The organism is Ancylobacter sp. TS-1, assembly GCF_009223885.1.
Classification (GTDB): domain Bacteria; phylum Pseudomonadota; class Alphaproteobacteria; order Rhizobiales; family Xanthobacteraceae; genus Ancylobacter.
The window spans coordinates 1,536,440-1,550,324 of sequence record NZ_CP045144.1 but is presented as its reverse complement, the minus strand read 5'-3'; the positions used below and the strand labels follow the sequence as shown (position 1 = coordinate 1,550,324).

The following is a 13,885-nucleotide window of genomic DNA, read 5'->3' as shown; positions in this document are numbered from 1 at the left end:
CCATGATCGAGATCGATATCCGCCTCGCCCGTCCGGGTGGCTTCGTGCTGGAGGCGACCTTCCAGGCGCCCGGCGCCGGGGTGACGGCTCTGTTCGGTCGCTCGGGGGCGGGCAAGACGACCATCATCCAGGCGCTGGCCGGCGTGGTGCGCCCCGATGCCGGGCGCATCGTCGTGGACGGCGAGGTGTTCTTCGATGCGGCGCGCGGCATCGACCTGCCCATAGAGGCGCGGCGCACCGGCTATGTGTTCCAGGATGCGCGGCTGTTTCCCCATCTCTCGGTGGAGCGGAACCTGCGCTATGGCGAGCGGCGCACCCGGGTCACGGAGCGGCGCATCGACTTCGGGGCGGTGGTCGACCTGCTCGGCATCGGCCATCTGCTGGCGCGCCGGCCGCACACGCTCTCCGGCGGCGAGCGCCAGCGCGTCGCCATCGGCCGGGCGCTGCTGGCGCAGCCGCGCCTTTTGCTGATGGACGAGCCGCTGGCTGCGCTCGACGCGGCGCGCAAGGCGGAGATCCTGCCCTATATCGACCGCCTGCGCGACGCGATGGGGCTGCCGGTGCTCTATGTCAGCCACTCCATCGACGAGGTGCTGCGCCTGTCCGACCGTATCGTGGTGCTGCACGAGGGCCGGCAGGTGGCGGCCGGCACGGTCGGGGAGGTGATGGCGCGCCCGGAGGTGGTGCCGGTGGTTGGCCGCTTCGACATTGGCAGCGTGCTCGACTGCGTGGTCGCCGGGCACGATGGCGGCTACGCGCTCTCCGACCTTGCCTTCGCCGGCGGGACGCTGCGCGTGCCGCAGGTCGCCCTGCCTGTCGGCGCGCCGGTGCGGGCGCGGGTGCGCGCGCGCGACGTGGCGCTGGCGCTGGCGAAGCCCGAAGGCGTCTCGGTCTCCAACCTGTTCCCGGCGGTCGTGGAGGAGGTGCGGCTACAGGAGGGCCCTTATGCCGATGTGGCGCTCGCCCTCAGCGAGGGGCGGCTTTCCTCCATGGTCACGCGCGAGAGCGTGGAGCGGCTGGGGCTGCGCCCCGGCCTTTCCGTCTGGGCGATGGTCAAGAGCGTGGCGGTGGACAGCCGAGGCGCCGATTTCAGCGCGGCCCCCTGAAGGTCAGGGCGGCGCCATGATCGGGGCGACGCCGGGGCCGACCGCCCGTTCGTCGCTGACGAAGCCGATCACCGCGAGGACCAGCAGGGCGATCACCAGCCCTATGATGAGGCCGCGCACGCCGCCGGCGCGGTGGCCGAAGAAGCCGGTGATGCTGAGCACCAGCAGGATGAGGATGACGACGATGAGGGTCTGCATGGGGCCTCGTGGCGCAGGACTTGGCCTGTGGAGAACCCGGCCGGGCGTGGAAGGTTCCTCGCTACCGGACGTGTCCGCCTTCCGCGCCCGCTATGGCGCCCCTTCGCGCACCGGCGGCGCATGTGGCGCCAGCGCCGCGCGCAGTTCGTCCATGGCGTCCCGGCTTGCGTCGGCGCTGCTGCGCTCGATGGAGCGGTAGAGCGCGATCAGCCGCTCGCCGAAGGGCGTGAGTTCGCTGCCATGGCCGCGCCTTCCCGGATGGGTCTCGACCACCGGCTCGCGGAAATTGCGGCCGATCTCGTCCACCAGCAGCCAGGCACGGCGGTAGCTCATGCCCATCTTCTTCGCGGCGGAGAGGATCGAACCCTCGCGGCGTATGGTCTCCAGCAGGTCGATCATACCCGGGCCGAGATGGCGGCCGTCGCCGAAATAGACGCGGATGAACAGGCCGTCGCGCGGCGCCTGCGCGTCGGCCTTCGCTTCCGTTTCCGTCGATGGATTTGCCACGCGCCTCTCCCCCGCACGATGTTAGGGGAAGAGGCGCCCGGCTGGAACCCGTGAGGGCGGTGCGATCAGGCGGTGCGCAGCTTCGGGCGCCGCCAGCCGAAGGCGAGGTCGAGCACCAGCATCACCACGAGCGAGGCGCCGACCAGCGGGAAGACGAGGCCGACCACCGCCATGATGGCGATCAACCCCCACATCACCGAGCGGTCGGCGGGCGCGGGCGGCACGCCGAGCGAACCCTTCGGCCGGCGCTTCCACCACATCACCCCCGCCGAGACGGACATCAGGATGATGGCGAGGCAGACCACCAGCAGGAAGAGCTGGTTGGCCAGCCCGAATTCCTGCCCCATGTGGAAGTTGATACCCCACTCCATCGCCTTCGCCACCGGGCCGTAATCGGCATAGGAGAAGTCGATCAGCGGCTTGCCGCTGTACTGGTCGAGATGGACGACGCGCTGCTTCGACAGGTCGTCCGGATAGACGGTGGCCGAATAGACGCCGCTCGCCCCGCCCGGCAGGCTGAGCGTGTAGCCGGGCGACACGCCGAGCCTGTTCACGATCGCCGCCGCCGCGTCGACCCCGATCGGGGCGCCAGTGCCTGTCGATTCGGGCATCTTCGCCTGCTCAAGCGACCAGGTGGTGGGGCCGTTGGCATGGGCGAGGTGCTCGTCCGACATCGGCACGTTCACATACAGGCCGGAGGGGTAGCCGTAATTGGAGCTGTTCGCCCATTCGTTGACCTTCTCGCCCCAGACCAGCGACCACGGCATGCCCGACAGCGACATGAAGGCGATGACGGTGCCGGCGAAGGCGCCGGTGACGGCGTGCAGGTCGCGCCAGAACACGCGCCGGCGCGGCGTGCCGCGCACGCTCACGACACCGCCCATTCGGCCGCCGGCCTGCTTGCGCGGCCACCACAGATAGAAGCCGGTGCCGACCAGCAGGATCGACCAGCCGCCGACGATCTCGATGATGCCGTTGGCGACGGTGCCGAACTCGGCGAGGCTGTGCAGCCGGCGCATCAGCCACATGATGGTGCCGCGGTCGGCGAGTTCGCCGAGCACGCGGGAATCATAGGGGTCGACATAGACCGAGCGGCGCTCGCCCTCAGTGGTCTTGATCACCACCTCGGCCGAGGCGGTCGGGTCGGCCGGCACGATGACCTTGAGCGCCGTGCCGGGGCGCGCCTTCAGCGCGGCGTCGATCCAGGCGCTCGGGGCCTCGACCGGCGTCGCGCGGGCCTCGACGACTTTGAGCTGGCGGTGCCAGATGCCGTCGATCTCGTCGCGGAAGAGGTAGAGCCCGCCGGTGACGGCGAGCAGGACCAGGAAGGGCAGCACCAGAAGGCCGGCATAGAAATGCCAGCGCCAGACGGCGCGGTAGAGACTGGCGGCGCGCTCGGGCGCCTCGGCGGCGGACATGGCGATATCGCTCATCGGAATCGATCCCGGATTGGGTGCGTCGGAACGCGCCGCGACGCCCGGCCGCCGTCAGGGGGCCGGGGTCGGGTGGCGCGCGAGCGGATCAGTTGGCGGGGGTGCCGTGGTCGTGGCTGTGCGCGGCCGGCGCGTCCTTAGGCCCGGCCATGCCCTCGACCTTGAACTCCACCTCGACCTTGCCGGCCTTGGCGAAGGTCAGCGAGCCCTTGAAGCTCTCGCCTTCCTTCAGCGGCTGCTTCAGGTCCATGAGCATGAGATGATAGCCGCCGGGCGCGAGCTTCACCTCGCCGCCGGCCGGAACCGCCAGCCCGTCGGGCAGCATGCGCATGGTCATGATGCCGTCCTTGACGGCCATCTCGTGGATCTCGACGCGGCCCGCGACATCGGCGGTGGCGGCAAGGAGGGTGTCGGCGTCCTTGCCCTCATTGTGGATCGCGAGGTAGCCGCCCGCGACCTTGGCGCCGGCCGGCGTCACGCGCGACCAGGGATGGCCGATCTCGATCTCGCCGACCTTGAAGCCATGCGCGAAGGCGGGCTGGACGGCGAAGAGGGCGAGGGCGGTGGCGAGGATGGCGAAGCCGATGCGGTCCTCGGCGTGGCGGAGCACGTGGCTCATGATGTAGCGGATCATTGGGTTCACTCCCTGATGCCGGCGTGGGCGCGTGGCGCGGCCGGCGAATTCGACTGACGGTGATGGGCGCGGCGGGGCGCGGTCAGGCGAGGGGAGGGGCCCGTGTGTGGCGGGGCGTGCGCTCAGGCTGGAGCGCGGGGGCGGAAGCGCGCGGGAGCGTCACCCGGGCGCTGAGCCGGGCGGCCGGCTGCGCGGGGACGGCGGCCGACGGCGGCGGCAGCGCCGCGCCGGCCGCGGTCTGGCAGCCGGTGGTGCAGCAATCCGGGGTATGACGGGCGGGATCGGCCGGCGAGGACGGCGCGTCATGCGCGCCCGAGCAGATGACCTGCCCGAACGCGTCCACCGCGATGCCGCCGGCCGCGTGCGCGCCGCCGGCGAGGCCCCCGAGCAGGGACTGCAGCACGAGCAGATAGGCGACGGCAATCACCAGCGCCAGACGGCGCAGGGCCGTTGCAGGTGTCCGTCGGTCCGGTTGACTGCCGTGGGTGATCATCGCCCGGTGCTTCCTCGCCCGCGATCTAACACGAGCGAGGCCGTCAGGAAAACAGCGGCACGGCGCCGCTGTGCCGCTGGACGTCGCCATTCCCGGGCCGAGCCCGGGGATGACGATGTGTTTGGTGGGGCAGGGTCCCGGCGCGGAGGCCCCGTCCGTCAGGCCGAGGCGCCGGGGCCGGCGGCGGCGCCGGGCGGGCTCTTGCCGAGGATGATCATGCCGAGCACCTCGTCCTTGGTCACATCAGAGGTGCGGGCGGTGCCGACCAGCTTGCCGTTCTTCATCACGCTCACGCGGTCCGCGAGGTCGAAGACGTCGTGGATGTCGTGGCTGATGAGGAAGATCGCGATGCCCTCGGCCTTGAGCTGCTTGATAAGCTCCGCCACCTGCGCCGTCTCCTGCGGGCCGAGCGCGGCGGTCGGCTCGTCCATGATCAGGATCTTGGCGTTGAAGTGGATGGCGCGGGCGATGGCGACCGACTGGCGCTGGCCGCCGGAGAGGCCGCGCACCGGCTCCTTGAACTTGCGGAAATTGGGGTTGAGCCGGCCCATCACCTCGCGGGTGGCGGCCTCCATCGCCACGTCGTCGAGCGTTCCCCACGCGGTCCGAAGCTCACGGCCGAGGAAGAGGTTGGCCGCGGCGTCCACATTGTCGGCGAGGGCGAGCGTCTGATAGATCGTCTCGATGCCGTAGCGCTTGGCGTCGCGCGGATTGGCGATGTCGACCTTCTCGCCGCCGATGCGGATCTCGCCCGCATCGGGCCTGTAGGCGCCGGCGAGGATCTTGATCAGCGTCGACTTTCCGGCGCCGTTGTGGCCGAGCAGGCCCACCACTTCGCCGGGATAGAGGTCGACGGTCACGCCGTCGACGGCGCGGATGCCGCCGAAGGCGATGCAGATGTCGCGCATCTCCACCATCGGGGCGCCGGAGATCAGCGAGGCACCGGGATTGGCCACGGGAGCGACGGTTTCGGCTGTGACAGCGTTCATGACGTCACCTCTCACTTGAACCGCTTGCGGTAGACGGTGTCGATCCACACCGCGAAGACGAGGACGATGCCGACGACGATGTTCTGGTAGGGCGTGTCGACGCGCATCAGCACCATGCCGGACTGCAGGCTCTGCATCACCAGCGCGCCGACCATGGCGCCGGCGATGGTGCCGGAGCCGCCGGAGAGCGAGGTGCCGCCGATGACCGCCGCGGCGATCACGTAAAGCTCGTCGAGCGTGCCCTGCGCGTTGGTCGCCGAGTTGAGGCGGGCGGTGGAGATGGCGGCGCCGATGGCGGCGAGCGCACCCATCAGCGCGAACACCGCGAGGGTGACGCGCCGCGTGTTGATGCCGGCGAGTTCGGCCGCCTCCGGGTTGCCGCCGATCGCGAAGACGTAGCGGCCGAAGCGGGTGCGGGTGGTCACGAACGTCATCACGATGCCGACTGCCAGCGCCACCAGCACCGGCACGGCGTAGCCGAAGCTGATCGAGATGCCTTCCGGCGGGATGGTGATGCCGGCGGCCTCGGCGTAGCGGCGGGCAAGGACCGGCGGCAGCGTGTAGGCGTTGACCACCAGCGTCGCGGCGACGACGGCGGCACAGCCGGCGGCGACGGTGACGCACTCGGCCCACATCGGCTTGAGCGGAAAGTGGAAGCGCTGGCGCTGGCGGCGGGCCTGCACCGCCGCGACGGCGATGGCGAGGCACGCGATGACAGCGACGATCCAGCTCCATTCGGCGCCGATCGAACCGTCGGCGCCACCGCCGAGCAGCTTGAAATTGTCGTCGGTGAGCGGAATGGTCTTGCCTTCCGCGACCGCCCAGGCGGCACCGCGCCAGACCAGCAGGCCGCCCAGCGTGACGATGAAGGCCGGCACGCCGAGATAGGCGATGACGAAGCCGTGCAGCGCGCCGATGGCCGCGCCGAGGCCGATGCCGACGGCGAGGGTGAGGATGAAGACGGCCGGGTGGTTGAAGCCGAAGGTCGGCATCAGCGTGCCGACCTGGAACACCGCCATCACCATGCCGGTGACGCCGAGGATCGAGCCGACCGACAGGTCGATGTGGCGCATCACGATCACCAGCACCATGCCGGTGGACATGACCGCGATCGACGAACTCTGGACCGAGAGGTTCCACAGGTTGCGGGCGGTGAGGAAGGTGCCGCCGGCGAGGACGTCGAACGCGATCCAGATCACCGCGAGCGCGCCGAGCATGCCCAGGAAGCGCATGTCGACTTCCAGCGCGCCGAGGAAGGAGGTCGGCGCGGCGGTCGGTGCCGACGGGGATCCTCCCTGCGGCCGGGATGACGGGACGGGGGTGCTGGCCGTCGTGGTGTCGGTCATGTGCGTCCTCCTGCGGCCCGCGCGGCCCGCGCGGGCGCCCTGATGGGCGAGCGGCGGGGTTGGCCCCCGCCGCGGTTGTGCTGGATCAGTTGCAGGCCTTGACGGTGCCCGGCTTCACGCCCTGGCAGACGGTGGCCTTCGGCACCCAGCCGGCCTCGATGATCACGTCCAGATTGTCCTTGGTGATCGGAACCGGCTTCAGGAAGGTCGAGTTCATCGGCAGGCCCTTCGGGCCGCCGGTGAAGGTGGTGGTGCCCTTCACCGCCTTGGGATCGGTGCCCTTGGCGAGTTCGAGGGCGATCTCGGCGGCGCGCTTGCCGAGCTCGCGCGAGTCCTTCCAGACCGAGACGGTCTGGGTGCCGAGCGCGATGCGGTTCAGCGCCGCGAAATCGGCGTCCTGGCCGGAGACCGGCACCGAGCCGGCGAGGCCCTGGGCAGCGAGGGCGGCGACGGCGCCGCCGGCGGTGCCGTCATTGGAGGCGACGACGGCGTCGACCTTGTTGTTGGCGGCGGTCAGGAACTGCTCGGTGTTGCGCTGGGCGTTGGCCGGCAGCCAGCTGTCAGTGTAGGCCTCGCCGACATTCTTGATGTCGCCCTTGTCGATGGCGGGCTTGAGCACTTCCATCTGGCCGGAGAACAGGAAGTCGGCATTGGGATCGGAGGCCGAGCCCTTGATGAAGATGTAGTTGCCCTTCGGCTTGATCTTCATCACCTCGGCGGCCTGGAGGCGACCGACCTCCTTGTTGTCGAAGGTGATGTAGTAGGCGTCGGGATTCTCGATCAGGCGGTCATAGCCGACGACCGGGATGCCCTCGTTGCGCGCCTTGGTGATGGCGGGGGAGATGGCGTCCGAATCCTGCGCAAGGATGATCAGCGCGGTGGCGCCCTGGGCGATCAGCGCCTCGACGTCGGAGAGCTGCTTGGCGGCCGAGGACTGGGCGTCGGCGGAGATGTACTTGGCGCCGGCGGCGGCCAGCGCCTTCTTGATCGCGGCCTCGTCGGTCTTCCAGCGCTCTTCCTGGAAGTTGGACCAACTCACGCCCACGACGGGCTCGGCGGCGCGTGCCACGCCGGCGGCCATGACGGTGGCGAGCGCGGCGGCGGTGACAGTCAGTTTCAGATTCATGCTTTCCTCCCAAGGGGGTGCGATATGCCGGTGCCGCTTGGCTTGGCGCTCCGGGGGCGGCGCGCATGCCACGGTCGTTCTTGACGTTCGAACCTCAGAAGCACTGAGATCCATCAGATTCAGGATCGGCCGCGAAGGGCCGACAGACCTCCAGACACCTCGACGATCGGGGTGATGGCCGTCAACGTAACAAATCGTGAGCCTGTATGCCCTCGATACTTGGTCTAGGCAATCGCCTCACTCGATGAGTTGCGTACCTCAGATTTTGAGGGCAACATGGCGACATGTCCAGAGGTGTTTCGCGCATAACGCTGCAAGACGTGGCCCGGGAGGCCGGCGTGTCGCTCGCCACGGCCGACCGTGTGCTCAACGGGCGCACCGGCGTGCGCGGCGTCACGGCCGAGCGTGTGAAGGAAGCCGTGACCCGTCTGGGATACCGCCCGAACCTTGCCGCCGCGCGCCTCGCGCGGGGCGAGACCTACCGTTTCTGCTTCGTGCTGCCGGTCGGCGCCAACGTCTTCATGCGCATGCTGGCCGAGCAGGTGGCCAACACCGCGGACTGGCTCGCCTCCAACAACGCCTATATCGACACGCTGCGGGTCGACGTCTTCGCGCCGGACACGCTGGCGGCGGCGCTGGAAGGGCTGATCGGCCATTATGACGGCGTCGCCGTGGTGGCGCTCGACCATCCGCGCGTGCGGGCGGCAATCGACGACCTGAGCGCCTCGGGCATCGCCGTGGTGACGCTGGTGTCGGACGTGCCGTCCTCGCACCGGCTGCATTATGTGGGCATCGACAACATCGCCGCCGGGCGCACCGCCGCGACCCTGCTCGGGCGCTTCGCCGGCGGGCGGCGCGGCGCGGTCGGGCTGATCGTCGGCACGCCGGCGCTGCGCGACCATGCCGAGCGCCAGTTCGGCTTCACCCAGGTGCTCGCCGGCGAATATCCGGCGCTGCGCGCGCTGCCGGTGCAGGAGAGCCTCGACGAGGACGAGCGCACCGAGGCCATCGTCTCGCAGATGCTGCGCGAGGTGCCCGATCTGGTCGGCCTCTACAATGTCGGCGCCGGCAATCGCGGCATCGCGGCGGCGGTCTCGGCCGCCAACCGCGCCGGTGATCTCATCGTCATCGGCCACGACCTCACCGACGACACCCGCCGCTTTCTGCTGCGCGGGGTGATGGACGCGGTGATCAACCAGGACGCCGGGCACCAGTCGCGCTCGGCCGCCCGCGTGCTGCTGGCCCATTGCTCCGGCGAACCGCTGCTCAACGAGCAGGAGCGCATCCGCATCGACATCTTCGTGCGGGACAACCTGCCGTGACTTTCCCAAACCCTGCTGCCGAAAGGGCGTGAGGCATGTTTCTCGGCCTCGACATTGGAACCTCCGCCATCAAGGCGGTGCTGGTCGACGACGCGCAATCGGTCGTCGCGACCGTGGAGACGCCGCTGGCGATCTCGCGCCCGCATCCTGGCTTCAGTGAACAGAACCCCGAGGACTGGTGGCAGGCGACGCTGACCAGCATCGACCGTCTGAAGGCAGAGCAGCCCGCCGCGCTTTCCGCCGTGCGGGGCATCGGCCTGTCCGGCCAGATGCACGGCGCCGTGCTTTTGGACAAAAACGGTGAGGTGCTGCGCCCGGCGATCCTGTGGAATGACGGGCGCTCCTCCACTGAGTGCCGCGAACTGGAGGCGCGGTTCCCCGCGCTCCACCAGGTCGCCGGCAATCTCGCCTTTCCCGGCTTCACCGCCCCGAAGCTGCTGTGGGTGCGAAAGCACGAGCCGGATATCTTCGCCCGCACCGCCAAGGTGCTGCTGCCGAAGGCCTATGTCGGCTACCGCCTGACCGGCGAGATGGTCGAGGAGATGTCCGACGCCTCCGGCACGCTGTGGCTCGATGTCGGGGCGCGCGACTGGTCGGACGCGGCGCTGGAGGCGACGTATCTTTCCCGCGCCCGCATGCCCCGCCTCGTCGAGGGTAGTGCGGCCGCCGGGCGCATCCATGCCGATCTCGCGGCCCGCTGGGGCATGGCGAGCCCGCCGGTGCTGGCGGGCGGGGCGGGCGACAATGCCGCCGGCGCCGTCGGCCTCGGCGCCATCCATGCCGGCAATGCCTTCGTCTCGCTCGGCACGTCGGGCGTGCTGTGGGCGACCACCGACCGCTATGCGCCGAACCCGCAGTCGAGCGTGCACGCCTTCTGCCACGCCATTCCCGCCACGTGGCACCAGATGGGCGTCATCCTCTCGGCCGCCTCGGCGCTGGGCTGGTGGTCGGGCGCGGCGCAGGTGCCGGTCGCCGACCTCTTGGCCCCGCTCGGCGAGCGCCCCTCGGCGCCCTCGACGGCGACTTTCCTTCCCTACCTGTCCGGCGAGCGCACGCCGCACAACGACACCGCTATTCGCGGCGCCTTCATCGGCCTCGACCACGACACCACGCGCGAGACGCTGACGCAGGCGGTGCTGGAGGGCGTCGCCTTTGCCTTCCGCGACTGCCTCGACGCGCTGGCGGCGGCGGGCACGCGGCTCACCGAGGCCGACGTGATCGGCGGCGGTTCGCGCTCGCGCTTCTGGATCGCGGTGCTGGCGAGCGTGCTCGGCCTGCCGCTCAACCGGATCGAGGACGGCGAGCGGGGCGGGGCCTTCGGCGCCGCGCGCCTGGCCCGCATGGCCGCGACCGGCGAGAGCCCGGCGCAGATCTGCCTGCCACCGCGCCGGATCGAGACGATCCGGCCCGATCCCGAGCTTCAACATGCCTATGCGGAACGGCACGCGCTCTACCGGGCGCTGTACCCCGCCCTGAAGGGAGTGACGTCATGACTGCATCCGCCCGCTTCTTCGCCTCCACCGAGCCGCTGAAATATGCCGGCCCCGAGAGCCGCGATCCCTTCTCCTTCCGGTGGTACGACAAGGACCGCGTCGTGCTCGGCAAGCGGATGGAGGACCATCTGCGCTTCGCCGTCGCCTACTGGCACAGCTTCACCTGGCCGGGCGGCGACCCGTTCGGCGGCGAGACCTTCCTGCGCCCTTGGATGCACGGCGCCGACGAGATGGCGCTCGCCCGGGCGAAGGCCGATGTGGCCTTCGAGCTGTTTCGCATCCTCGACGTGCCGTTCTTCGCCTTCCACGACCGCGACATTGCCCCGGAAGGCGCGAGCCTGAAGGAATCCAACGCCAATGTGCGCGCCATCGCCGACATCTTCGCGAAGAAGATGGAGAGCGAGAAGGTGCGCCTGCTGTGGGGCACCGCCAACCTGTTCTCCAACCGGCGTTTCATGGCCGGTGCGGCGACCAATCCCGACCCGGACGTCTTCGCCTTTGCTGCCGCGCAGGTGAAGAACGTGCTGGAGATCACCCATGAACTCGGCGGCGAGAACTACGTGCTGTGGGGTGGCCGCGAGGGCTATGAGACGCTGCTCAACACCGACCTGACGCGCGAACTCGACCAGCTGGGCCGCTTCCTCAACCTCGTCGTCGAGCACAAGCACAAGATCGGCTTCAAGGGCACCATCCTGATCGAGCCGAAGCCGCAGGAGCCGACCAAGCACCAGTACGACTTCGACGTCGGCACGGTGTACGGCCTGCTCTGCCGCGCCGGGCTGGAGAAGGAAGTGAAGGTCAATATCGAGGCCAACCACGCCACGCTGGCCGGCCACTCCTTCGAGCATGAGATCGCCATGGCGGCGGCGCTCGGCATCTTCGGCTCGATCGACATGAACAAGGGCGACGCCCAGTCCGGCTGGGACACCGACCAGTTCCCGATCAATGTCGAGGACACGGCGCTCGCCATGTACGAAATCCTGCGCGCGGGCGGCTACACCACCGGCGGTACCAATTTCGACGCCAAGGTACGGCGCCAGTCGATCGAGCCGGAAGACCTCGTCATCGCCCATGCGGCCGCCATGGATGTGTGCGCCCGCGCCCTGCTGATCGCCGCCGACATGATCGAGGACGGCGCGCTGCAGAAGGCGGTCGATGCGCGCTATGCCGGCTGGGACGCGCCGGCCAACAAGGCGATGCTGGGCGCCGGCTCCTCGCTGGACGCCATCGCCGCCCGCGTCGAGGCGGAAGGTCTCGACCCGCAGCCGCGCTCGGGCCGTCAGGAGCGCCTGGAAGCCCTCGTCACCAGCTATCTGCGCTGAACGGGGCCGCAACGATCTGCGCCGGCCGGAACGTGGTCCCGCCGGCGCAGATTTCATCATACTGTGATTGACTTGACGGCAATTCCCCCGTTCGATCCGTGCTAGGGAGCGACCCGTGACTCGGCGGCATGCCATTGCGCGCGCCATGCCTTCAGAGGGGAAGTGACGAAATGCCGTTTGCTATGACGAGAGCGGGCCTGACGGGAATGGTGCTGGCGGTCGCGGTCGCGCTTCCCCTCGCCACGGCGCAGGCCCAGATGCGCCCGGCCGCCAGCGTGGGCAACCAGATTGTCGACGTGCCGGAAAAGCCCGGCTATGTGCCCTCGGCGGACGAGGAGCAGCTCGACCCGGCTTTCCGCCGGCAGCCTGTCTATTTCCGCACCAACGAGCCGCCGGGGACGATCATCGTCCACACCAATGAGCGCTTCCTCTATCTCGTCCTCGGCGACAACCGGGCGATGCGCTACGGCATCGGCGTCGGCCGCGACGGCTTCCAGTGGGCCGGGCTGCAGAAGGTGACGCGCAAGGCCGAGTGGCCGGACTGGACGCCGCCGCCGGAGATGATCGAGCGCCAGCCCTACCTGCCGCGCTTCATGGCGGGCGGGCCGGGCAACCCGATGGGCGCCGCCGCGCTCTATCTCGGCTCCACCGTCTACCGCATCCACGGCACCAACATGCCGAACACCATCGGCATGGCGATCTCTTCCGGCTGCTTCCGGCTGGTGAATTCCGACGTGCAGGATCTCTACAACCGCGTTCCGGTAGGGACCAAGGTCATCATCCGGCAGGCGCCCGAGCTGTGAAGCCGCGCCGAGGCTCGACTGGGGGAAACATGAACAGGATCGCAACCGCGCTGGCTTTCGCCGGCGCCCTGACCGGCGCCGTCGTCACGGCGAGCTTCGCCCAGGCGGGTACGCTCGACGACGTGAAGACGCGCGGCGTGCTCAAATGCGGCGTAAGCCAGGGCCTCGCCGGCTTCTCGGCCAAGGACGACAAGGGCCAGTGGGCCGGCTTCGACGTCGACCTGTGCCGGGCCGTCGCCGCCGCGATCTTCGACGATGCGTCGAAGGTGGACTATGTGCCGCTCTCGGCCGATGCGCGCTTCCCGGCGCTGCAGAAGGGCGACGTCGACCTGCTCTCGCGCAACTCGACCTGGACGCTGTCGCGCGAGGCCGGCCTGAAGCTGATGTTCGCCGGCGTCTCCTATTATGACGGGCAGGGCTTCCTCGTGCCGGTGTCGAAGAACGTCGTCGGCGCGCTCGAACTCGGCAAGTCGAAGATCTGCACGCAGAGCGGCACGACCAGCGCGCTCAACGTGCAGGACTACTTCCGGCAGAACAAGATGGATCTGGAGCTGATCGAGCTTCCGACCGTCGCCGAGGTGGTGAAGGCCTATGCGGACGGCAAGTGCGACGTGCTGACGACCGACGTGTCGCAGCTCTACGCGCTGCGCCTCCAGCTTCCCAAGCCGGCCGACCACATCGTGCTGCCCGACGTCATCTCCAAGGAGCCGCTGGGCCCGGTGGTGCGCCAGGGCGACGACGCCTGGCTGAACCTCGTGAAGTGGAGCCTGTTCGCCCTCGTCAATGCCGAGGAGCTTGGCATCAGCACCGCGACGCTCGATCAGGCGCTGAAGTCGGAGAAGCCGGACGTGAAGCGCTTTGTCGGCACCGACGGCACCTATGGCGAGCAGCTCGGCGTCACCAAGGACTGGGCCGTGCGGATCGTGAAGAACGTCGGCAATTACGGCGAGGTCTTCGAGCGCAATGTCGGTGCGCAGTCCAAGCTCGGTATTCCGCGCGGCATCAACCAGCTCTGGAGCGCCGGCGGCATCCAGTACGCCCCGCCGATCCGCTGAGCCTTAGCCAGCGCGACGCACGAAAATAAGCCGGCGATCCGGGAGACGGATCGCCGGC

Annotated in this window: 14 protein-coding genes; 6 read left to right on the top strand and 8 right to left on the bottom strand. The window is 69.4% G+C overall.

Annotation, left to right across the window (positions count from 1 at the left end; translation table 11 throughout):
- Positions 1-2 precede the first annotated feature (2 nt).
- Positions 3-1,106 carry a molybdenum ABC transporter ATP-binding protein gene (gene modC / locus GBB76_RS07475; RefSeq protein WP_152302723.1) on the top strand — a complete coding sequence of 368 codons (1,104 nt, stop codon included), beginning with the start codon at positions 3-5 and terminating at the stop codon, positions 1,104-1,106.
- 3 nt (positions 1,107-1,109) lie between these two features.
- Here the strand turns inward: modC and GBB76_RS07470 are convergent, their stop codons facing one another.
- From GBB76_RS07470 to xylF, 8 genes are all read right to left on the bottom strand, one after another.
- Entirely contained in the window at positions 1,110-1,304 is a 195-nt protein-coding gene (locus tag GBB76_RS07470; RefSeq protein WP_152302722.1) for a hypothetical protein, read from the bottom strand.
- 90 nt (positions 1,305-1,394) lie between these two features.
- Positions 1,395-1,811: a winged helix-turn-helix domain-containing protein gene (locus GBB76_RS07465; RefSeq protein WP_246669071.1), complete on the bottom strand. Its 417-nt coding sequence runs from the start codon at positions 1,809-1,811 to the stop codon at positions 1,395-1,397.
- Positions 1,812-1,876: 65 nt separating this feature from the next.
- The gene (locus GBB76_RS07460) at positions 1,877-3,244 is read right to left on the bottom strand and encodes a PepSY domain-containing protein (protein ID WP_152302721.1); all 1,368 of its coding nucleotides are present in this window, start codon (positions 3,242-3,244) and stop codon (positions 1,877-1,879) included.
- 88 nt (positions 3,245-3,332) lie between these two features.
- Positions 3,333-3,878, bottom strand: coding sequence for a copper chaperone PCu(A)C (locus tag GBB76_RS07455; RefSeq protein ID WP_152302720.1), 546 nt, complete (start codon positions 3,876-3,878; stop codon positions 3,333-3,335).
- An 82-nt stretch (positions 3,879-3,960) separates the two neighbouring features.
- Entirely contained in the window at positions 3,961-4,371 is a 411-nt protein-coding gene (locus GBB76_RS07450) for a DUF2946 family protein (RefSeq protein ID WP_152302719.1), read from the bottom strand.
- A 158-nt stretch (positions 4,372-4,529) separates the two neighbouring features.
- Positions 4,530-5,360 carry an ATP-binding cassette domain-containing protein gene (locus tag GBB76_RS07445; protein ID WP_152302718.1) on the bottom strand — a complete coding sequence of 277 codons (831 nt, stop codon included), beginning with the start codon at positions 5,358-5,360 and terminating at the stop codon, positions 4,530-4,532.
- A gap of 11 nt (positions 5,361-5,371) precedes the next feature.
- Entirely contained in the window at positions 5,372-6,706 is a 1,335-nt protein-coding gene (locus GBB76_RS07440; RefSeq protein WP_152302717.1) for a sugar ABC transporter permease, read from the bottom strand.
- 85 nt (positions 6,707-6,791) lie between these two features.
- Positions 6,792-7,832: a D-xylose ABC transporter substrate-binding protein gene (gene xylF, locus GBB76_RS07435; RefSeq protein WP_152302716.1), complete on the bottom strand. Its 1,041-nt coding sequence runs from the start codon at positions 7,830-7,832 to the stop codon at positions 6,792-6,794.
- Between the two features lie 284 nt (positions 7,833-8,116).
- Between xylF and GBB76_RS07430 the strand changes: the two genes are divergently transcribed.
- From GBB76_RS07430 to GBB76_RS07410, 5 genes are all read left to right on the top strand, one after another.
- Complete coding sequence (locus tag GBB76_RS07430; protein ID WP_202911177.1) at positions 8,117-9,154, top strand: LacI family DNA-binding transcriptional regulator; 1,038 nt, start codon at positions 8,117-8,119, stop codon at positions 9,152-9,154.
- Positions 9,155-9,189: 35 nt separating this feature from the next.
- Positions 9,190-10,647 carry a xylulokinase gene (gene xylB / locus GBB76_RS07425; RefSeq protein ID WP_152302715.1) on the top strand — a complete coding sequence of 486 codons (1,458 nt, stop codon included), beginning with the start codon at positions 9,190-9,192 and terminating at the stop codon, positions 10,645-10,647.
- Complete coding sequence (gene xylA, locus GBB76_RS07420) at positions 10,644-11,969, top strand: xylose isomerase (RefSeq protein WP_152302714.1); 1,326 nt, start codon at positions 10,644-10,646, stop codon at positions 11,967-11,969. Before xylB ends, xylA begins: the two co-directional genes overlap by 4 nt.
- Positions 11,970-12,139: 170 nt before the next feature.
- A complete protein-coding gene (locus GBB76_RS07415; RefSeq protein ID WP_152302713.1) occupies positions 12,140-12,772 on the top strand; it encodes a L,D-transpeptidase in 633 nt (210 codons plus the stop codon).
- A 29-nt stretch (positions 12,773-12,801) separates the two neighbouring features.
- A complete protein-coding gene (locus GBB76_RS07410; RefSeq protein ID WP_152302712.1) occupies positions 12,802-13,827 on the top strand; it encodes an amino acid ABC transporter substrate-binding protein in 1,026 nt (341 codons plus the stop codon).
- Positions 13,828-13,885: the final 58 nt, after the last annotated feature.